A 16,540-nucleotide genomic window follows, 5' to 3' on the forward strand; every position below is an offset into this window, starting at 1 on the left:
GCCTATGAAAACAAAATTTCTTGAGATAACAGGAAAAGCCAAAGAAGTTATATTGCGTTATCCGATGGTTCTCTTCATGGCTCTGTTAACTTCTGTTGGTGCTATTTATTTATATGAGACCACAAGGTCAAGAAATGATTCTTTCACATGCTATATGTTCACTATTTGTTCCGGTCTGGGAATATCATTGATGTTTGCATTGAAAATACTTTCCCAACGGATAGGAAAACGTTATCTACTAGAATTAGCAGGAGTTATTGGTCTGATAGGATTATTTTTTATACTACCTGGTAACAAGAAAGATTTTACTGAAGTCTATGGATACATCATTGCTGTAGCATTCATTCTTTCTCACCTGCTGGTTTCTTTTGTAGCCTTTTTAAATAAGGATAGGGAGCTTAATTTCTGGCAGTATAACAAAAACCTATTTGTTAATATCGTACTTACGGCTATATTCACAGGAGTCCTTACTGCCGGAGTAGAACTGGCTATTTTAGCCATTGACAAACTGTTTGACTTTCAGTTTAATGATAGAATTTACTTTGATGTATTCTTTTTTCTGGCTATTGCCGGAAGCTGCCTCATTTTTCTGATTTTTAATGAAAAAGGTTTACCCAACCTTGAAAAAGACAGCAAATATCCTGTTGTTTTAAAATTCTTCACTCAGTTTATTCTGATTCCGCTTCTTTGTATCTATGCCGTTATTCTTTACTTTTATTCACTTAAAATACTGATCAACTGGGAGCTTCCAAGAGGATGGGTTTCTTATCTGATTCTAGCTTACAGTATTGTAGGAATTCTTGCTTTACTGCTTGTACATCCATTAAAAGAAGATCATACAAGATCTTGGGTCAAAGTATTTTCAAGATTATTTTATTATACTGTTATTCCTCTGGTAATCCTACTTTTTGTTGCCATTTTCACCAGACTTTTAGAATATGGATATACAGAGCCAAGATATTTTGTTTTACTCCTTGCTGTATGGCTGACAAGTTTAATTGTTTATTTCATTTTTATCAAAAAACCGAGCATAAAATTTATTCCCGTAAGCTTATTTATATTTGGAGCCTTTTCACTGGTATTTCCTTATCTAAATGCTTTTAGCGTCGCCAAAAGAAGCCAGAAAAGTGAACTCATGAAGCTTTTAAAGGAAAATAACTTACTTACAAATAATAAAATAGATTTCAATAAAAAGATATCAGATGCTGCGATTAATAAAATGGCATCACAGTTTGAATTTTTGATTGTAAGAAAACAGGAAAGTTTTTTACTTAATCTTGTTGATCCTACAATGCGGGGCAAATTGTCAAAAGATTTCGAAGAACCCTATTACTGGGCAATCAATAACAGCCTGAGAAATTCTTTTACTTATGCTGATAAACATTCCGGAACACTTGCCTATGAACAACTGACACTTGAGTCAGAGACAGATGTAGTAAATATTGGAAACTATCAGTATTTAATTAAATTTCAAAGCTATAGCCAGGAATCAAAAAAAATTAACGGAGATCTGTTTCTTATCGACAACAAGACTGAAAAGATCAAAGTAATTCTGAATTCAAAAGAAGAAGTAGATTTTACTCCGGCTATTGATAAGCTATTTAAAAATAATATACGCACTGGCAGAACGGTAAAATTAAAAGAAGTTTCCGTAGAAAGTGATCTGGGTAAATATCACATTAAGATTATTTTCCCTTCCGTCACCAAACAAAAAGATTCCGGAAATATTTACTATAATGATGCTTTATTCCTGATCAAAGAAAAATAAAGACATAAAAAAAGCGGCTTAAAAGCCGCTTCATATTTTTTACCAACGTTTTCCACCGCCGTTTCCTCCGCGATCACCTCCGCCACGGTTATTTCCGTAGCTTCCGCTTCCACCACCTCTGTTGTTTCCATAACCACCACCTCTGTTGTTATCGAAACTTCTTCTTGGTTTCTCTTCTCTAGGTTTAGCTTCAGATACGTTAAGCTCTTTTCCGTTGAATTCTTTCTGATTAAGAGCTTCGATAGCCTGCTGTCCTTCTTCATCACCCATCTCTACAAAACCGAAACCTCTTGAACGACCAGTTTCTCTGTCTGTAACGATTTTAGCTGATGATACATCACCAAATTCTGCGAATAGATCATGCAACTCATACTCTTTAGTTGCGTAATTGATGTTTGAAACAAAAATGTTCATTTTAAATAAAATTAAAAAATTAATAAAAATTTGGTATATAAAAGAAAAGCAACATAAATTAATGAACAAATATTGATTCCAAATATAAACGAATGCAAGATACAATAAAAAATCTAAAATCAAAATATTTTTTACCTGTCTCCAACTTTTATTGGCCTTTTATAATTTATTTTAATTAATCAGCAATAAATAATTATCGTTTTACAATATTTATTTATAAAAATACAGATATAAGTTAAAATTAGTTAACATAATAATTGATGATAAAACATTGCTTTTTTCATGGAATTAACTTTCATTTTTACTTAAATAAAACTATCTTCTGTGGACAATGAGAGCAAAAATAATCAATCTGAACATAATAATAGTAAAAACTAAGAAGTCATAAACCCTATTTTCCAAGAAACAAAGTCTTTTATATGTTAAAAATTATGAAAAATAAAGACAATTAAGGATCTTCTCAGCCTCAAAGAGAAAACGATTGAGAAAATGAATGATATTCTTTCCATCAATAAATGCCATTCTTTTGAAAAGCCCGGTTTTAAACATTAAATTTGCAAAACAAATTATTAGAATTATGAACTACCATACCAGAAAATGGGTAAAACCTGAAGATTTGAATCCCAATCATTCTCTTTTCGGAGGAAGACTTTTACAGTGGATTGATGAAGAAGCTGCTTTATATGCAATTATTCAGTTGGAAAACACAAAAGTAGTCACAAAATTCATCTCCGAAATTAATTTTGTAAGCTCTGCAAAACAGGGAGATATCATAGAAATAGGCATAGAAGCTATCCACTTCGGTTCTTCTTCTGTCACTCTTAAATGTGATGTCCGAAACAAGATGACCCATCAAACGATTATTACGGTTGATAAAATTGTAATGGTGAATCTTGATCAGGATGGAAACCCTGCTCCTCACGGTAAAACTCAGATTGAATTTGTAAAAGACAGATTAAACAGCAGTTTATGACAATTTTCATAAAAAACATGGTCTGCAACAGATGTATTTCTGCGGTTGAAGATATCTTCAGCAAGGCTGATGTGAAAATAAGCTCCGTTATATTGGGCGAAGTGGAAACTGAAACTGAAATACCAGCTGACAAAATGAAGACCATTGAAAAAGAGCTGCTTGAAACCGGTTTTGAGAGAATTATGGATTCAGCTCATCAACTGATTGAAAAAATCAAAAATCTTATCATTGTAAAGGTCAGTGAACTTGACATTGCTGATAATTTTTTGCTTTCCGAATTTTTAAGTTCAAAGCTCCATAAAGATTACAGTGCTCTTTCCAAAACGTTTTCACAAAACGAAAACATTACCCTGGAGCAATTCTTTATTCTCCAAAAAATTGAAAAAGTAAAAGAACTCCTTTTATATAATGAATTCAATCTTACCGAGATTGCGGGAAAGCTGGGCTATAAAAGTGTCCAGCACCTTTCTACCCAATTTCGGAACAGTACTGGTTTTACCCCCACTGAATTCAAGAAACTGAAAGATCATCACAGAAAACCTCTGGATAATCTTTAAGTTTGAGTAAGAGTGCCGGAAGGTTTAGTATCATAAGAATATAAGCAGTATTCGAATAATTACATTTCATGCCTTAATATGGATAAAGTTTTTCCTATTTGTCTTCCTTATAAGAAAATATATACCCTCCCACCCTCTTACTCTAATACTCTCTCACCTTAATATTCTCCACTCTAAAACCTTTTAACCAAATTTTATAACTATTATCCTTAAATTTATAACAGCATTATTCTTCCTTTTTGGAAATTTGTAATATAAATTTAAGAATCATGGAACAACAGTATAAAATACTCGGAATGACCTGTTCAGGCTGCCAGAAAAAGATTTCCAATCAACTGAACAGCATAGAGGGTGTGAAAGCCGATGTAAACCTGGAGAACAATACAGCAACAATCTCCTCTGATCACAGCGTTGAACTGTCTGTTTTGAATAATGCTTTAGCCGAAATAGGAAAATATAAACTTGAAGATCCGAATAATCCGGACAAGGCTTTTGTAAAGCCCCAGGATCGCATATCTCCATCTTCAGTATATTATTGCCCGATGGAATGTGAAGGCGATAAAGTATATTTCAAACAGGGGGAAAGGTGTCCTGTATGCAAGATGTATTTAGTTCCTATTGAAGAAAAACTGGCAAAAGATCCCAATCACAAGCCAACCTATTCATCCACTCACCTTCCGGACAATTTCAAAACCAGCATTGGAAAACATTATTGTCCGATGTTCTGCGAAGGCGACAAAGTATATGATGAAAAAGGCGATTGTCCGGTATGCCATATGCATTTAGAAGAAATCACTGCGGATCTTGTAAAAAATGCAGATACCCACAGCCATCATCACTCCCACACTCATGATCACAGCGATCACCATGCAGCTCCTGCAGTGACGGATGAAATGGCAGGAAAATACTATTGCCCCATGTATTGTGAAGGTGATAAAACTTATGATTCTAACGTAGGTTGCCCTGTATGTGGAATGGATCTGGTAAAATATCCTGAGAAGAAAACAGCTAAATATACCTGTCCTATGCATCCTGAAATCATTCGTGATGAACCCGGAGACTGCCCTATTTGCGGAATGGACCTGGTAAGAATGCCAGACAGCGGAGATGATGAGGAAGATGAAACCTATACTCTGTTAAAAAGGAAATTTATTACTTCATTGGCTTTTACCATCCCTGTTTTCATCCTTTCAATGGGTGGAATGTTTATTAATTTTCCTTTTTCCCATCAGGTTCAGGGATTTATTGAACTGGCTTTGACACTTCCCGTTATGTTTTATTCCGGGTGGTTCTTGCTGAAAAGAGGCTGGGTTTCTTTCAAAACATGGAACCTCAATATGTTCAGTCTTATTGCACTGGGAGTGGCAGCAGCATTTATATTCAGTATTACAGCATTAGCTTTCCCGGATATTATCCCGCATGAAATCCGTGGACATAATCATGAAATCCCATTATATTTCGAAGCTGTCTGTGTCATTTTAACATTGGTTATTTTAGGACAGTTGATGGAAGCAGCAGCTCATAAGAAAACAGGAAATGCCATTAAAGAATTAATGAACCTGTCACCGGATGAAGCTAACCTTATCATCAATGGTGAAGAGAAAAAAGTCTTGCTTTCTCAGGTAAAAATCGGAGACTCGCTAAAAGTAAAACCCGGCGAAAAAATTCCGGTTGACGGAAAAATTACAGAAGGGAGCTCTATTGTAGATGAAAGCATGATTACGGGAGAGCCTGTTCCTGTGGAAAAAAGTGTTGATGATAAAGTTTCTTCGGGAACCATCAATGGAAATCAGGTATTCATTATGAAAGCTGAAAAAGTGGGTGACGAAACCCTTCTTTCACAAATCATTAAAATGGTAAATGAAGCCAGCAGAAGCAAAGCACCTATCCAGAAGCTTACTGATAAAGTTTCAAAAGTATTTGTTCCTGTAGTAATTCTTATTGCTGTACTTACCTTTTTTCTATGGCAGTTTTTTGGACCGGAAGGAAAAAGAAGTCTATTTGCTTTCGTAAATGCTGTGGCCGTTCTAATTGTAGCTTGTCCATGTGCTCTTGGACTGGCAACCCCTATGTCTCTGATGGTAGGAATCGGGAAAGGAGCTAAGAGTGGCATCCTGATCAAAAATGCAGAAGCACTGGAACAAATGAATAAGGTAAATGTTCTGATCACTGATAAAACAGGAACTTTAACGGAAGGAAAACCTTCTTTGGAACATATTGAGACCGTAAACAGCGAAGACAAAAATCAAATCTTACAGTTGGCATTTTCGCTCAACCAAAATTCTGAACACCCTTTATCCAATGCGGTTATAAAAAGGGCAAAAGAAGAAAATATTGCTGCTGAAAAAGTAGATCAGTTTGAAAATATTTCGGGAAAAGGAGTGAAAGGGAATATCAATGGGAAGACAGCTTACCTTGGAAACGAGAACCTTCTCGCTTCACACCAGATTATGATTCCTGATAGTTTAAAACAAAAAGCAATAGAAGTACAGTCAAAAGCACATACCATTTCTTATATTGCACAGGATCAAAAAGTATTGGGCTTTATAAGCTTTACAGATAAAATAAAACTAAGCTCCAAAAAAGCAGTTGAAAGACTGATGAGTGAAGGAATTGATGTTATGATGATAACCGGAGATAATGAGCACACAGCCAAGGCAGTGGCTGATGAGCTGGGAATCAAACATTTTAAGGCCAACTGTCTTCCTGAGGATAAGCTGAATGAAGTAAAAAAACTGCAGCAAGAAGGAAAAATCGTTGCCATGACCGGTGACGGAATTAATGACTCTCCTGCCCTTGCCCAATCCAATGTAGGAATTGCTATGGGAACAGGAACGGACGTCGCTATAGAAAGTGCAGAAATTACACTGCTCAAAGGAGACATCCTGGGCGTAGCAAAAGCTAAGCTGCTAAGCGAAAAGCTTCTTAAAAACATTAAAGAAAATTTATTCTTTGCATTTATCTATAATGTATTGGGAGTTCCGGTAGCGGCAGGATTATTGTATCCATTCTTTGGAATTCTGTTATCACCTATGATTGCAGCTGCGGCCATGAGTATAAGTTCCTTATCTGTGATTCTGAATTCATTGAGGCTAAACTCCGTAGATCTGGATATAAAATAATATCATGAAAAAAGAAAATCTTTACATTGGATGCTCAGGATTTTATAATAACGACTGGAAAGGGTCGCTGTATCCTGAAAATGCACCAAGTAAAGATTTTCTTTCTTTATATGCCGGGGCTTTTAATGCTGTAGAGATCAACTCCACATTTTATAGGATTCCAACGGCTAAAACTCTTTTAAAATGGTATGAGGACGCCCCTGATCTGTTTAGGTTCTTTATTAAAATCCCAAAAGCCATTACTCATCAAAAACGGCTTACAGAATCAAAAGAGGATATTGTAAACTTCTGTACTCATATTCAAAACAGCCTGAAGGATAAGCTCTCCGGTTTTTTGTATCAGTTTCCTCCTTCTTTTAAAAATACCCCGGAAAATCTCGACCTGATCGTTAATAATCTTGATTTTAATTTTTTAAATGTCATTGAGTTTCGTCACGAATCATGGTGGCAGAAAGAAATATTTGATTTCTTACAAAATATCAATATTGTATTTTCAGGAGTAAGCTTCCCCGGAAATCTTCCTGAAGAGGTCATCATTAATCATCCTGAAATAATCTACTACAGATTACACGGAAAACCTGTTCTTTATAAGTCTGAGTACAGCAATGATTTTCTTGATCATCTTGCTGCCAGACTTAAGACAGCAAAACAAACAGCCTTTATATTCTTCAACAATACCTGGGGAACTTCCGCTATTAAAAATGCAATATATTTAAAAGAGATTTTATAACAATACTTTTAATTTTTCAACAGTATAAACGATATCAATTTGTTAAAGTTAAATAATTCCCCACAACAGGAAATTTTTTTTAACTTCAATAAAAATAGAGAAACTCTATCGTTTTCGCATTTATAAATGTTAAAAAACAAATAAAACAAAATCATAAACTTGTAATCAATAGATTAATGGAAATATGCTTTAAAATAAAGTTCTTAAAATAACCTTAAAAAGAAAAAACGCCTTGAATAATGGCATATAATTTGTTAACTTTTCAGTGTTATTTTTAACGATTTTTAACAATTTAATTTCCATTACCTTTATGAGAAAAATTTTTGCGGGAAAGTCAAAAAACACGACTTTTCTCGGGATGCTTGCATTGATGAGTGCAACTTCGTTTTTATTGAACAGCTGTAACTTCAAGAATGATGTGAATGAAAAGCTCAATTCACAAGAACATCCTACCGCGGAAATAGTCCCCACAATAGACGATGAAGATGTAGATTCTGATAAAAGAATTATCTACCTTACCTTTGATGACGGCCCGAATCAGGGCACAGAAAACCTGTTAAAAATCCTGAATAAAAGAAATGTATGTGCTACAGCTTTTCTTGTAGGAAAACATGCCTATGGAAGTAAAAAGCAAAAGGACGATTTTGAACTTTTAAAGCAAAATCCTCTGGTAGAGCTTGCCAATCACAGCTTCAGCCATGCCCACAACAAATACACAGATTTTTACAAGAATACACAGGCAGTGGTACATGATTTCGATATCGTCAAGGACAGCCTTAAACTTCAGGATAAAATTGCCAGAACTCCCGGGAGGAATATCTGGAGACTCAACAATATTAACGTAACTGATATTAAAAGCTCTACTCTAGCTGCAAATGGGCTTAAAAATGCCGGCTATAAAGTTATCGGATGGGACCTGGAATGGAGACCTTCTCAAAAAATGACTTTAAAAGGGAGCCATGAAGCCATGCTAAAAAAAGTAGACAGCATCTTTCTTAATGATCTTGAAAAAACTTCAAGACACCTTGTTTTTCTTACTCACGATCAATACCTTAGAGATACTGATTCTATCAACGAACTAGATCTGTTTATTGAAAAACTGCAGAAAAGCAACAAATTCGTTTTCAGAAAGATTTCACAATATCCGAAGATCAATGAAGTATTGAATTAATGTTTTTTACAGAAAGTATCATCTAAAATTAATCTATAGGCAGCAACTGTCAAGTAAATTTCGGAAATTTGCATTTATGAGTATTCAAGAAAATTATCAGATTATAAAAGACCGGCTTCCGGAAGGTGTACAGCTGGTTGCTGTTTCCAAAACACATCCTGTTTCAGCCATACAGGATGTTTATGATTTGGGGCAAAAAGTATTTGGCGAAAATAAAGTTCAGGAACTGATGGAAAAATCCCCTTTACTTCCTGATGATATTCAGTGGCATCTGATTGGGCATTTACAGACCAATAAAGTAAAATATATCGCTTCTTTTATAGACACTATACAAAGCGTGGATTCTGAAAAATTATTAGCCGAAATTGATAAAGAAGCCAAAAAAAATAACAGAATAATCAAAATTTTGCTGCAGGTAAAAATTGCCGCTGAAGACAGCAAATTCGGACTTGAAATTCATGAGGCTGAAAACCTGTTTAAAAAGTATATTGATGGCCATTTTTCTCATATTGAAATTACCGGTTTAATGGGTATGGCGACTTTTACTGATGATGAACAACAGGTGAGAAAAGAATTTTTAACCCTAAAAGGCCTTTTTGATGAATTAAATAAACTAAAAACATTAAAAACCTTATCAATGGGTATGAGTGATGATTTCCCGGTAGCTATTGAATGTGGTGCCAATTCAGTGAGGGTTGGATCGGCTATTTTTGGGAGAAGAGATTATTCAAAATAGAATTTTTAGGTACAGTTTTTGCTAATAATTGAAACAAAAAATTTAAATTTGCAACTATGCAAAAAATCCTTATAGTAGAAGACGAAAAAGCAATCTCGGGAGTACTTCACAGTATTCTTTCTGATGAACTTACCGAATACGAATTTGTTATCGCTGAAGACGGCCTTGAAGGCTACAAGCAGGTAGAAAAAGAAGATTTCGCTTTAGTGATTTCTGATATTAAGATGCCTAAGCTTTCAGGAACCGAACTTTTGAAACAGAGTCTAGCCTTAAAGCCTGAAACTACTTTTATCATGATCTCAGGTCACGCAGATATTGATTCTGCTGTTTCCTGCCTTAGAGAGGGTGCATACGACTTCATTTCCAAACCTATTGACATCAACAGACTGATCACCAGTGTAAAAAATGCGTTGGTAAAGGAAACCCTGAAGAAAGAGAATAAAAATCTTCAGACGGAGAACAAGACATTAAAGAGAAAAGTAAATAAAAAGTATCAGATGATCGGAACCTCTCCTGCTTTGCAGAAGATTCAGGATATGATCGAAAAAGTAGCCGTTTCTGATGCCAGAGTACTTATTACCGGACCTAATGGTGCCGGAAAAGAACTGGTAGCCCATGCTATTCACAATCAAAGTGAGCGTGCAAGAGGCCCGATGATTGAGGTAAACTGTGCTGCTATTCCTTCTGAGCTTATTGAATCTGAACTTTTCGGACACGTAAAAGGATCTTTTACCGGTGCTATTAAGGATAAGCAGGGAAAATTTGAACAGGCTAACGGAGGTACTATCTTTTTGGATGAGATTGGTGATATGAGCCTTATTGCTCAGGCGAAAGTACTGAGAGCTCTTCAGGAAAGCAAAGTTTCTCCTGTAGGAAGTGATAAGGAAATAAAAGTTGACGTAAGAGTAATTGCGGCAACCAATAAAAACATGCAGAAAGAAATTGAGGAAGGAAAGTTCAGAGAAGACCTTTACCACAGACTTTCTGTTATTGAAATTTACGTTCCACCATTGGACGAAAGAAAAGAAGACATCAAATTATTAGTTGATCATTTCTCCGGTATGATTGCCGATGAACACGGTACTGCTGTGAAAAAATTTGATGACAAAGCTATTGAAGCGTTAAAAGCGCTTTCATGGACTGGAAATATCAGAGAGCTAAGGAATGTGGTGGAGAGGTTAATTATTCTTGGTGGAAACACTGTTTCTGAAAGTGACGTTGCAAGTTTTGTAAGGAAATAATAAATTATTATTTACAATATATAAAAATTTGCAGTATCAGTACTGCAAATTTTTTTTTTGACTTATTTTGAATATAAACTATATGAATCTTAAAATATTATGAATTTTTTAAACAAAAAATATACGAAAGAATGCCTGACTCTGGCTCTGCCTGTCATGCTGACCCAGGTAGGGCAAGTCTCAGTAAATTTATTTGACAATATCATTGTCGGACAACTTTTGGGAGCGGATGCACTAGCCTCTGTTTCATTAGGAAATGCCGTATTTTTCTCAATCTTTGTACTGGCACTTGGATTTTCATTTGCTATACCTCCATTGGTATCGGAAGCACATTCAAAACAGGATCATGCAACCATTAATTCTGTTTTCAGTCATGGATTTGTGATCAATATGTCTGTAGGAATTATCCTGATGGTGGTCTTACTTCTGGCAATGCCACTACTCTATCATTCCGGGCAGCCTGCAAAGATCATCCCAGATACTGTAGACTTCTTAAGTATTATGGTCATCAGTATGATCCCATTTATGGCTTTCCAGACTCTTCGTGAGGTTTCTGAAGGGCTATCCTATACAATTGGGGTTACCAAGGCTACCATCATTGCCAATATCATCAATATTGCTTTGAACTATGTATTTATCAAGGGACTTTGGGGGCTTCCTCCAATGGGCGTAAAAGGATCTGCTCTGGCAACACTGATTTCCAGAATCTTTATGGTTGTGTTTCTTTATTTTGTATTGGTTAAAGAAGAAAGAACCAGACGTTATATCAAAGATTTCTCTTTAAAAATACAGGATTTTTCAAAGAAAATGTTCGATAAAATGATAAAACTAGGCCTGCCAACTGCTTTACAGATGTTCTTTGAAGTAACGGCTTTTGCCGGGGCAGCTTTCATCTGTGGACTTATTTCTGCTCATGATATTGCTTCACACCAGATTGCACTCAGCATGGCTTCATTTACCTTCAACTTATGTGTAGGTTTCAGTGTTGCTTCTACGGTAATGATCGGGAGAAAACTTGGTGAACAGAACTTTGTGGAATTAAGAAAAGTGGGAATTAATAATTTGAAGATCGCCTTTATTTTTATGTGCATCTGCGGACTGGTCTTTATTTTAGGAAGAAATATACTGCCTACTTTCTTTACTAAAAAAGAAGAAGTGGAAGTGATTACCCTGGCCTCAAAGCTAATGATCATTGCCGCTTTATTCCAGCTTTCTGATGGAATACAGGTAACGGCACTGGGAATGCTGAGAGGGTTACAGGACGTTAAAATACCTTCTATTTACACCTTTATAGCGTATTGGGTCATTACTATTCCTTTAGGGTATTTCTTTTGTGTAACCTTAGAAATGGGAGCCTTCGGAATGTGGATCGCTCTGGGATTAGGCTTAACGGTATCTGCCGTCTTCCTAGTCAAACGATTTTTAAATATGTCTGCGAAAAGAGTTAAGCAGAATACCTAAATAAAACGTATTAATACATCAACGCAGGGCTTAAAGCTCTGCGTTTTTATTAGATTTTATTACATTTGCCTCCTAATTAATTATCATGAAAAAAATAGTATTCCTGCTTGCTTTATCCGCAGGATCTTTTTACCAGGGGCAAACCAATAGATTCACCTATGAACTTCAGTACCGGAAAGATGCTTCAGAAGAATACAGAAAAAATATGATGAATCTGGATATCAATCCAAAATCTGTTACATTTTATGATAAAACCTTTGCCGATTATGACTCTATAAATAAACAGGCTCATGAAGCCATTTCCCGCTACAGTACAAAAACCGACCAGGTCATCGAAAGAAAACCCGATTCTTTCAAAAACAAATGGTACAGAGACTTTTTTGATTATTTTGTTGTAGAAACAAATGATGAAATGAAATGGAAGCTGCTGCAGGAAACCCAGCAATACAACGGCTATACACTTCAGAAAGCTACCACAGATTTTGGAGGCAGAACCTGGAACGCCTGGTTCTCCAATGATGTGAATATCAAGGAGGGTCCTTATAAATTCCGTGGACTTCCGGGGTTGATCTTTATCCTGGAAGATACCGACAAAAATTTTGTATACAAGCTGATCAACAATAAGAAACTTGATACTGATTATGACACCAGAGAATTTGTGGAAACCCATTATGGAAAGCCTGCCATTCCTATAACGAACGAAAAATTCAATACATATATTGCAGATATTTACCAAAATCCTACGAGAATGTTTTCAGAAAATATAAAAAACGGTCAGAAAGCAACCTTTAAAAATGAAAGTATAGAATCTATTGAAGAACTTAATAAGAAAAAAGAGATGCTTCAGAAAGGCATCAAAGGACGATATATCTATATTGAAAAGGATAAGGAACCGGTATTCAAAAGTAAATAACATTTTTGAACACAATTTCTTCAAGAAAATATAAATATGAATTACTTCCATAGCATAAACTCAAAATAAAAATCAAAGCCATTTTAAAAATTTAATTTATTTTAGTAATTTATTTCTTTTTAAAATAGAAAATAATGAATATGAATGAAAATAATACTTCTCCAGAATCAAATATAAACTCAACAATTAATGCTATTACAGGGTTAGCAAAAGAAATTCCCGTTTATCAAGATGCAATACAACCTTCAGCACAGGAAATTGGAAAATCATTACATACAGTTACTAAAACCATAAATATAGCTTTGGCTCCTATCAAAATTTTAGTATGGGGATATGAAAAAATAGAAGATTACATTTCTAAAAGAGTCAGTGAAAAACTAGATAAAATTCCTACTGAAAATATTACAACTCCCGATCCTAAAATTGCAGTTCCTGCTATAGAGGCATTAAGATATACTGGATCTGATGAATATTTAAGAGAATTATATGCAAACCTTATAGCCAATTCAATGGATAAAGCAACTATGAGAAATGCCCATCCTGGATTTGTAGAAATTTTGAAAAACTTAACAAGTGATGAAGCCATTTTGTTAAAAGCTTTCATTTTAGATAAAACTCATCCTCTTATTGATATTAATGGAAAAGAACAACAAGATGAAGGGTTTATCCCATTAATAAAGAGCCAATCACATTTTCACAATAATTTAGATATTCAGAATCCAGATTTAATACCAGCCTATTTAGATAATTTGATACGTTTAGGTATACTTGAAATTCCACATGATTTAGTGCTAACACAAGAAAGTAGATATGAAGAATTAGAAAACAGCCCTATATTTACGGTTTTAAAAGAGAAAAATCAAAATTCTCTTGATCGGAAATTAGTACTTAAAAGAAAACTTGTTAGAACTACTTCCTTCGGAAATGAATTTATTCAAAGTGTCGTCGTAGATAAATAAAAAATTTATCAGTCAATGAGTCAAAAACAGTTGTTTCCTATCAGGAAACAATTGCTTTTAACTTATATGGTTAAGTTTATATTCTTGCGGATCTTGATTATATAACGTAAGTTCTTCTCAAACATCTGCTTAATTTGTAAAATAAGCGAGAAATCATTCAAAAAACACTCTGAAATATCAATATTTATCCAATCTTTTTCCCCAGGATCTTTAAACTTCTTTCAATTCCATCCAGAACGGCTACGTTGGGAAGGGTTCCCCAATCTTCAAATCCGAAGTGCCGGAATAGTTTTAAGCTAGGTTCATTATGAAGGAAAATAAGTGCCACCAGATTATGGACTCCGAATTTTCCGGCATTATCAATACAATACTGAAGGATTGTTTTACCATAGCCTTTTCCTCTGCAGCTTTCATCCAGATAAATGCTTACCTCTACCGTTCCGCTGTACGCAGCTCTTTCATGGAATGAACTGAAACTTACCCATCCTATGACCTGGTCTTCAGAATCTTCAACGATCCAAAATGGTCTTGTTTCAGGGTTATGCTCCTCAAACCATTCTTGCTTACTTTCTACGGATACTTCTTCCATATCTGCAGTTACCATTCTTGAAGCAATAGTTGAATTGTAGATGGCTACAATTTTATTTAAATCAGTCCTCTCAGCATTTCTGAACTTTAATTTTTCCATTGATAATGATTCAACTTTTTCAACACAAAAATAATAAATTTTAAAAACACCCCTTAACAAATAGAGCATATTTTATAAATTGCATGTTTAAACAGAACAAACCCCTACTATTTCAACATGGACCTCAAAATAATAAGCCTGTTTAAACTAATTAAAATTGAGTCACAAAAGCTGAGTGAAACGTTATAAACACTTTAGTTTATTTTAAGCTTAAACTGATTGAAAATTAAAAGTACACTTAAGCAAAAAATCTTTGATTTTTTTAAAACTTAGGTGAGCATTAATGATATTGTTTTCAAAACTTTATTAAACTTAAGTGTTCAAGAGACTTTGTAACTTTTGACTACGTCGAATCTTCGATTTGTGGTTAAAATAAAACGTGTAAACAAGTACAATATTTTGCAGTAGGAATCGTGAAAAAATCTAATATTTTCAGCCAGAATCTACCTATACAGCTTTAGGTTGTTTTATTTCAAATCCTTTAGAATCCTGTTTAAACTTCTCACCGTTATTCCCAGATAAGCTGCCGTGTCTTCTTTAGAAATTTGAATACCTTGTTTCTCCTGCATTTGCATGAGCTGGGTTAAAGTATGTTCTATCGTATACAGCTGCTGATAAGACGCTCTGCTGGAAGTATTAATAATCCGTTCTGCGAAGGATTCCAACAGTAGGTTATTCAGACGGAGATCATTTTTAATCAAGGACCTGAAAAAAGGAATACCCACTGCATAAACCTCTACTTCTGATAGGGCTTCAACACTGCATAAACAATTGTTATTTTTGATCACCTCTACTTCCCCGATAATTTCTCCGCTTCCCAAAAATTCAACAATATATTCTTTCCCGTTTTCTTCCATTAAAAAACACTTGGCAACTCCTTTTTTAATCAGGATAACGCTGGAGAGCGGCTCACCCTGTACCGTTATCTTTTTGCCTCTGGAAAAAGATTTTACGGCAATATGTTCCTTATTCTCCTGTTTTGTGTAAAGATCTTCGAGATAGTTTAAAAATGTATGATTCGTTCTTAACATGCTGGTCCGGGACAAATGTCCTTGGTTGATTTATTTTTTATGTTGAATTTTGTCGACAGAAAAATACAAAACTAAAATGAATAATCACATAACAACCATTGCCTTTGATGCCGATGATACCCTATGGATCAATGAACCTTATTTTCAGGAAGCAGAAAAAGAATTCTGTATACTTCTTGAGGACTATTTGCCGCAGCATTCCGTATCTCAGGAACTGTTTAAAACCGAAATGCAAAACCTGCATTTATATGGATATGGGGTAAAGGGATTTATGCTGTGTATGATTGAAACGATAGGCAGAGTTTCAAACAACACCGCTTCCCTGCAATTAATAAATAAGGCCATTGAGCTGGGTCAGGACCTTTTGCAAAAACCTATTGAACTTTTGGATGGAGTAACGGAAACTCTTGAAAGCTTAAAGGGAAAATACAGACTGGTTGTGGCTACAAAAGGAGATCTTTTGGATCAGGAGCGTAAACTGAAAAACTCAGGATTACAGGAGTTTTTTCATCATATTGAAATCATGAGTGACAAGAAAGAGAATGATTATAAAAAATTACTGAAGCACCTTGACTGCCAGCCGGAGAACTTTTTAATGCTTGGAAATTCTGTAAAATCAGATATTTTACCGGTACTTGAAATTGGAGGATCGGCAGCTCATATTCCTTACCATGTTACCTGGAGCCATGAACAGCATGATGTTAATTTAGAACATCCCAATTTTATGGAGTTGGAAAGTATTGACGAAATTCTGAAATACCTCTAGGATAAGGTAA

Annotated in this window: 15 protein-coding genes; 12 read left to right on the plus strand and 3 right to left on the minus strand. The window is 34.9% G+C overall.

The window, feature by feature from the left end:
* The first annotated feature begins 4 nt into the window (after positions 1-4).
* Positions 5-1,768 carry a DUF4153 domain-containing protein gene (locus MP477_RS01500; RefSeq protein ID WP_257188882.1) on the plus strand — a complete coding sequence of 588 codons (1,764 nt, stop codon included), beginning with the start codon at positions 5-7 and terminating at the stop codon, positions 1,766-1,768.
* Positions 1,769-1,807: 39 nt separating this feature from the next.
* On the opposite strand, the gene MP477_RS01505 is transcribed toward MP477_RS01500, so the two are convergent.
* Positions 1,808-2,182 carry an RNA-binding protein gene (locus MP477_RS01505; protein WP_209799804.1) on the minus strand — a complete coding sequence of 125 codons (375 nt, stop codon included), beginning with the start codon at positions 2,180-2,182 and terminating at the stop codon, positions 1,808-1,810.
* Between the two features lie 577 nt (positions 2,183-2,759).
* On the opposite strand from MP477_RS01505, the gene MP477_RS01510 reads away from it, so the two are divergent.
* From MP477_RS01510 to MP477_RS01555, 10 genes are all read left to right on the plus strand, one after another.
* Entirely contained in the window at positions 2,760-3,155 is a 396-nt protein-coding gene (locus MP477_RS01510; RefSeq protein WP_230035534.1) for an acyl-CoA thioesterase, read from the plus strand.
* Complete coding sequence (locus MP477_RS01515) at positions 3,152-3,712, plus strand: AraC family transcriptional regulator (protein ID WP_257188883.1); 561 nt, start codon at positions 3,152-3,154, stop codon at positions 3,710-3,712. Before MP477_RS01510 ends, MP477_RS01515 begins: the two co-directional genes overlap by 4 nt.
* A 269-nt stretch (positions 3,713-3,981) precedes the next feature.
* Positions 3,982-6,834 (plus strand): heavy metal translocating P-type ATPase, encoded by a 2,853-nt coding sequence (locus tag MP477_RS01520; RefSeq protein WP_257188884.1) that lies wholly within the window; start codon positions 3,982-3,984, stop codon positions 6,832-6,834.
* 4 nt (positions 6,835-6,838) lie between these two features.
* Positions 6,839-7,564 carry a DUF72 domain-containing protein gene (locus MP477_RS01525; protein WP_257188885.1) on the plus strand — a complete coding sequence of 242 codons (726 nt, stop codon included), beginning with the start codon at positions 6,839-6,841 and terminating at the stop codon, positions 7,562-7,564.
* Between the two features lie 310 nt (positions 7,565-7,874).
* Positions 7,875-8,735 (plus strand): polysaccharide deacetylase family protein, encoded by an 861-nt coding sequence (locus tag MP477_RS01530; protein ID WP_257188886.1) that lies wholly within the window; start codon positions 7,875-7,877, stop codon positions 8,733-8,735.
* 76 nt (positions 8,736-8,811) lie between these two features.
* The gene (locus MP477_RS01535; protein ID WP_257188887.1) at positions 8,812-9,471 is read left to right on the plus strand and encodes a YggS family pyridoxal phosphate-dependent enzyme; all 660 of its coding nucleotides are present in this window, start codon (positions 8,812-8,814) and stop codon (positions 9,469-9,471) included.
* Positions 9,472-9,527: 56 nt separating this feature from the next.
* Positions 9,528-10,712, plus strand: a complete 1,185-nt coding sequence (locus tag MP477_RS01540; RefSeq protein WP_257188888.1) for a sigma-54 dependent transcriptional regulator — start codon at positions 9,528-9,530, stop codon at positions 10,710-10,712.
* A gap of 99 nt (positions 10,713-10,811) precedes the next feature.
* Positions 10,812-12,173 (plus strand): MATE family efflux transporter, encoded by a 1,362-nt coding sequence (locus MP477_RS01545; RefSeq protein WP_230035521.1) that lies wholly within the window; start codon positions 10,812-10,814, stop codon positions 12,171-12,173.
* Between the two features lie 85 nt (positions 12,174-12,258).
* A complete protein-coding gene (locus tag MP477_RS01550; RefSeq protein WP_230035519.1) occupies positions 12,259-13,086 on the plus strand; it encodes a GLPGLI family protein in 828 nt (275 codons plus the stop codon).
* 140 nt (positions 13,087-13,226) lie between these two features.
* Positions 13,227-14,045 (plus strand): DUF4393 domain-containing protein, encoded by an 819-nt coding sequence (locus tag MP477_RS01555; RefSeq protein ID WP_257188889.1) that lies wholly within the window; start codon positions 13,227-13,229, stop codon positions 14,043-14,045.
* Positions 14,046-14,229: 184 nt separating this feature from the next.
* Here MP477_RS01555 and MP477_RS01560 read toward each other — a convergent pair whose 3' ends face one another.
* Both MP477_RS01560 and MP477_RS01565 read right to left on the minus strand, forming a co-directional pair.
* Positions 14,230-14,733, minus strand: a complete 504-nt coding sequence (locus tag MP477_RS01560) for a GNAT family N-acetyltransferase (protein ID WP_257188890.1) — start codon at positions 14,731-14,733, stop codon at positions 14,230-14,232.
* 467 nt (positions 14,734-15,200) lie between these two features.
* Complete coding sequence (locus MP477_RS01565; protein WP_257188891.1) at positions 15,201-15,764, minus strand: Crp/Fnr family transcriptional regulator; 564 nt, start codon at positions 15,762-15,764, stop codon at positions 15,201-15,203.
* A gap of 76 nt (positions 15,765-15,840) precedes the next feature.
* Between MP477_RS01565 and MP477_RS01570 the strand changes: the two genes are divergently transcribed.
* Entirely contained in the window at positions 15,841-16,530 is a 690-nt protein-coding gene (locus MP477_RS01570; RefSeq protein WP_257188892.1) for an HAD family hydrolase, read from the plus strand.
* Positions 16,531-16,540 lie beyond the last annotated feature (10 nt).

The organism is Chryseobacterium sp. WG23 (assembly GCF_024586575.1).
GTDB lineage: Bacteria > Bacteroidota > Bacteroidia > Flavobacteriales > Weeksellaceae > Chryseobacterium.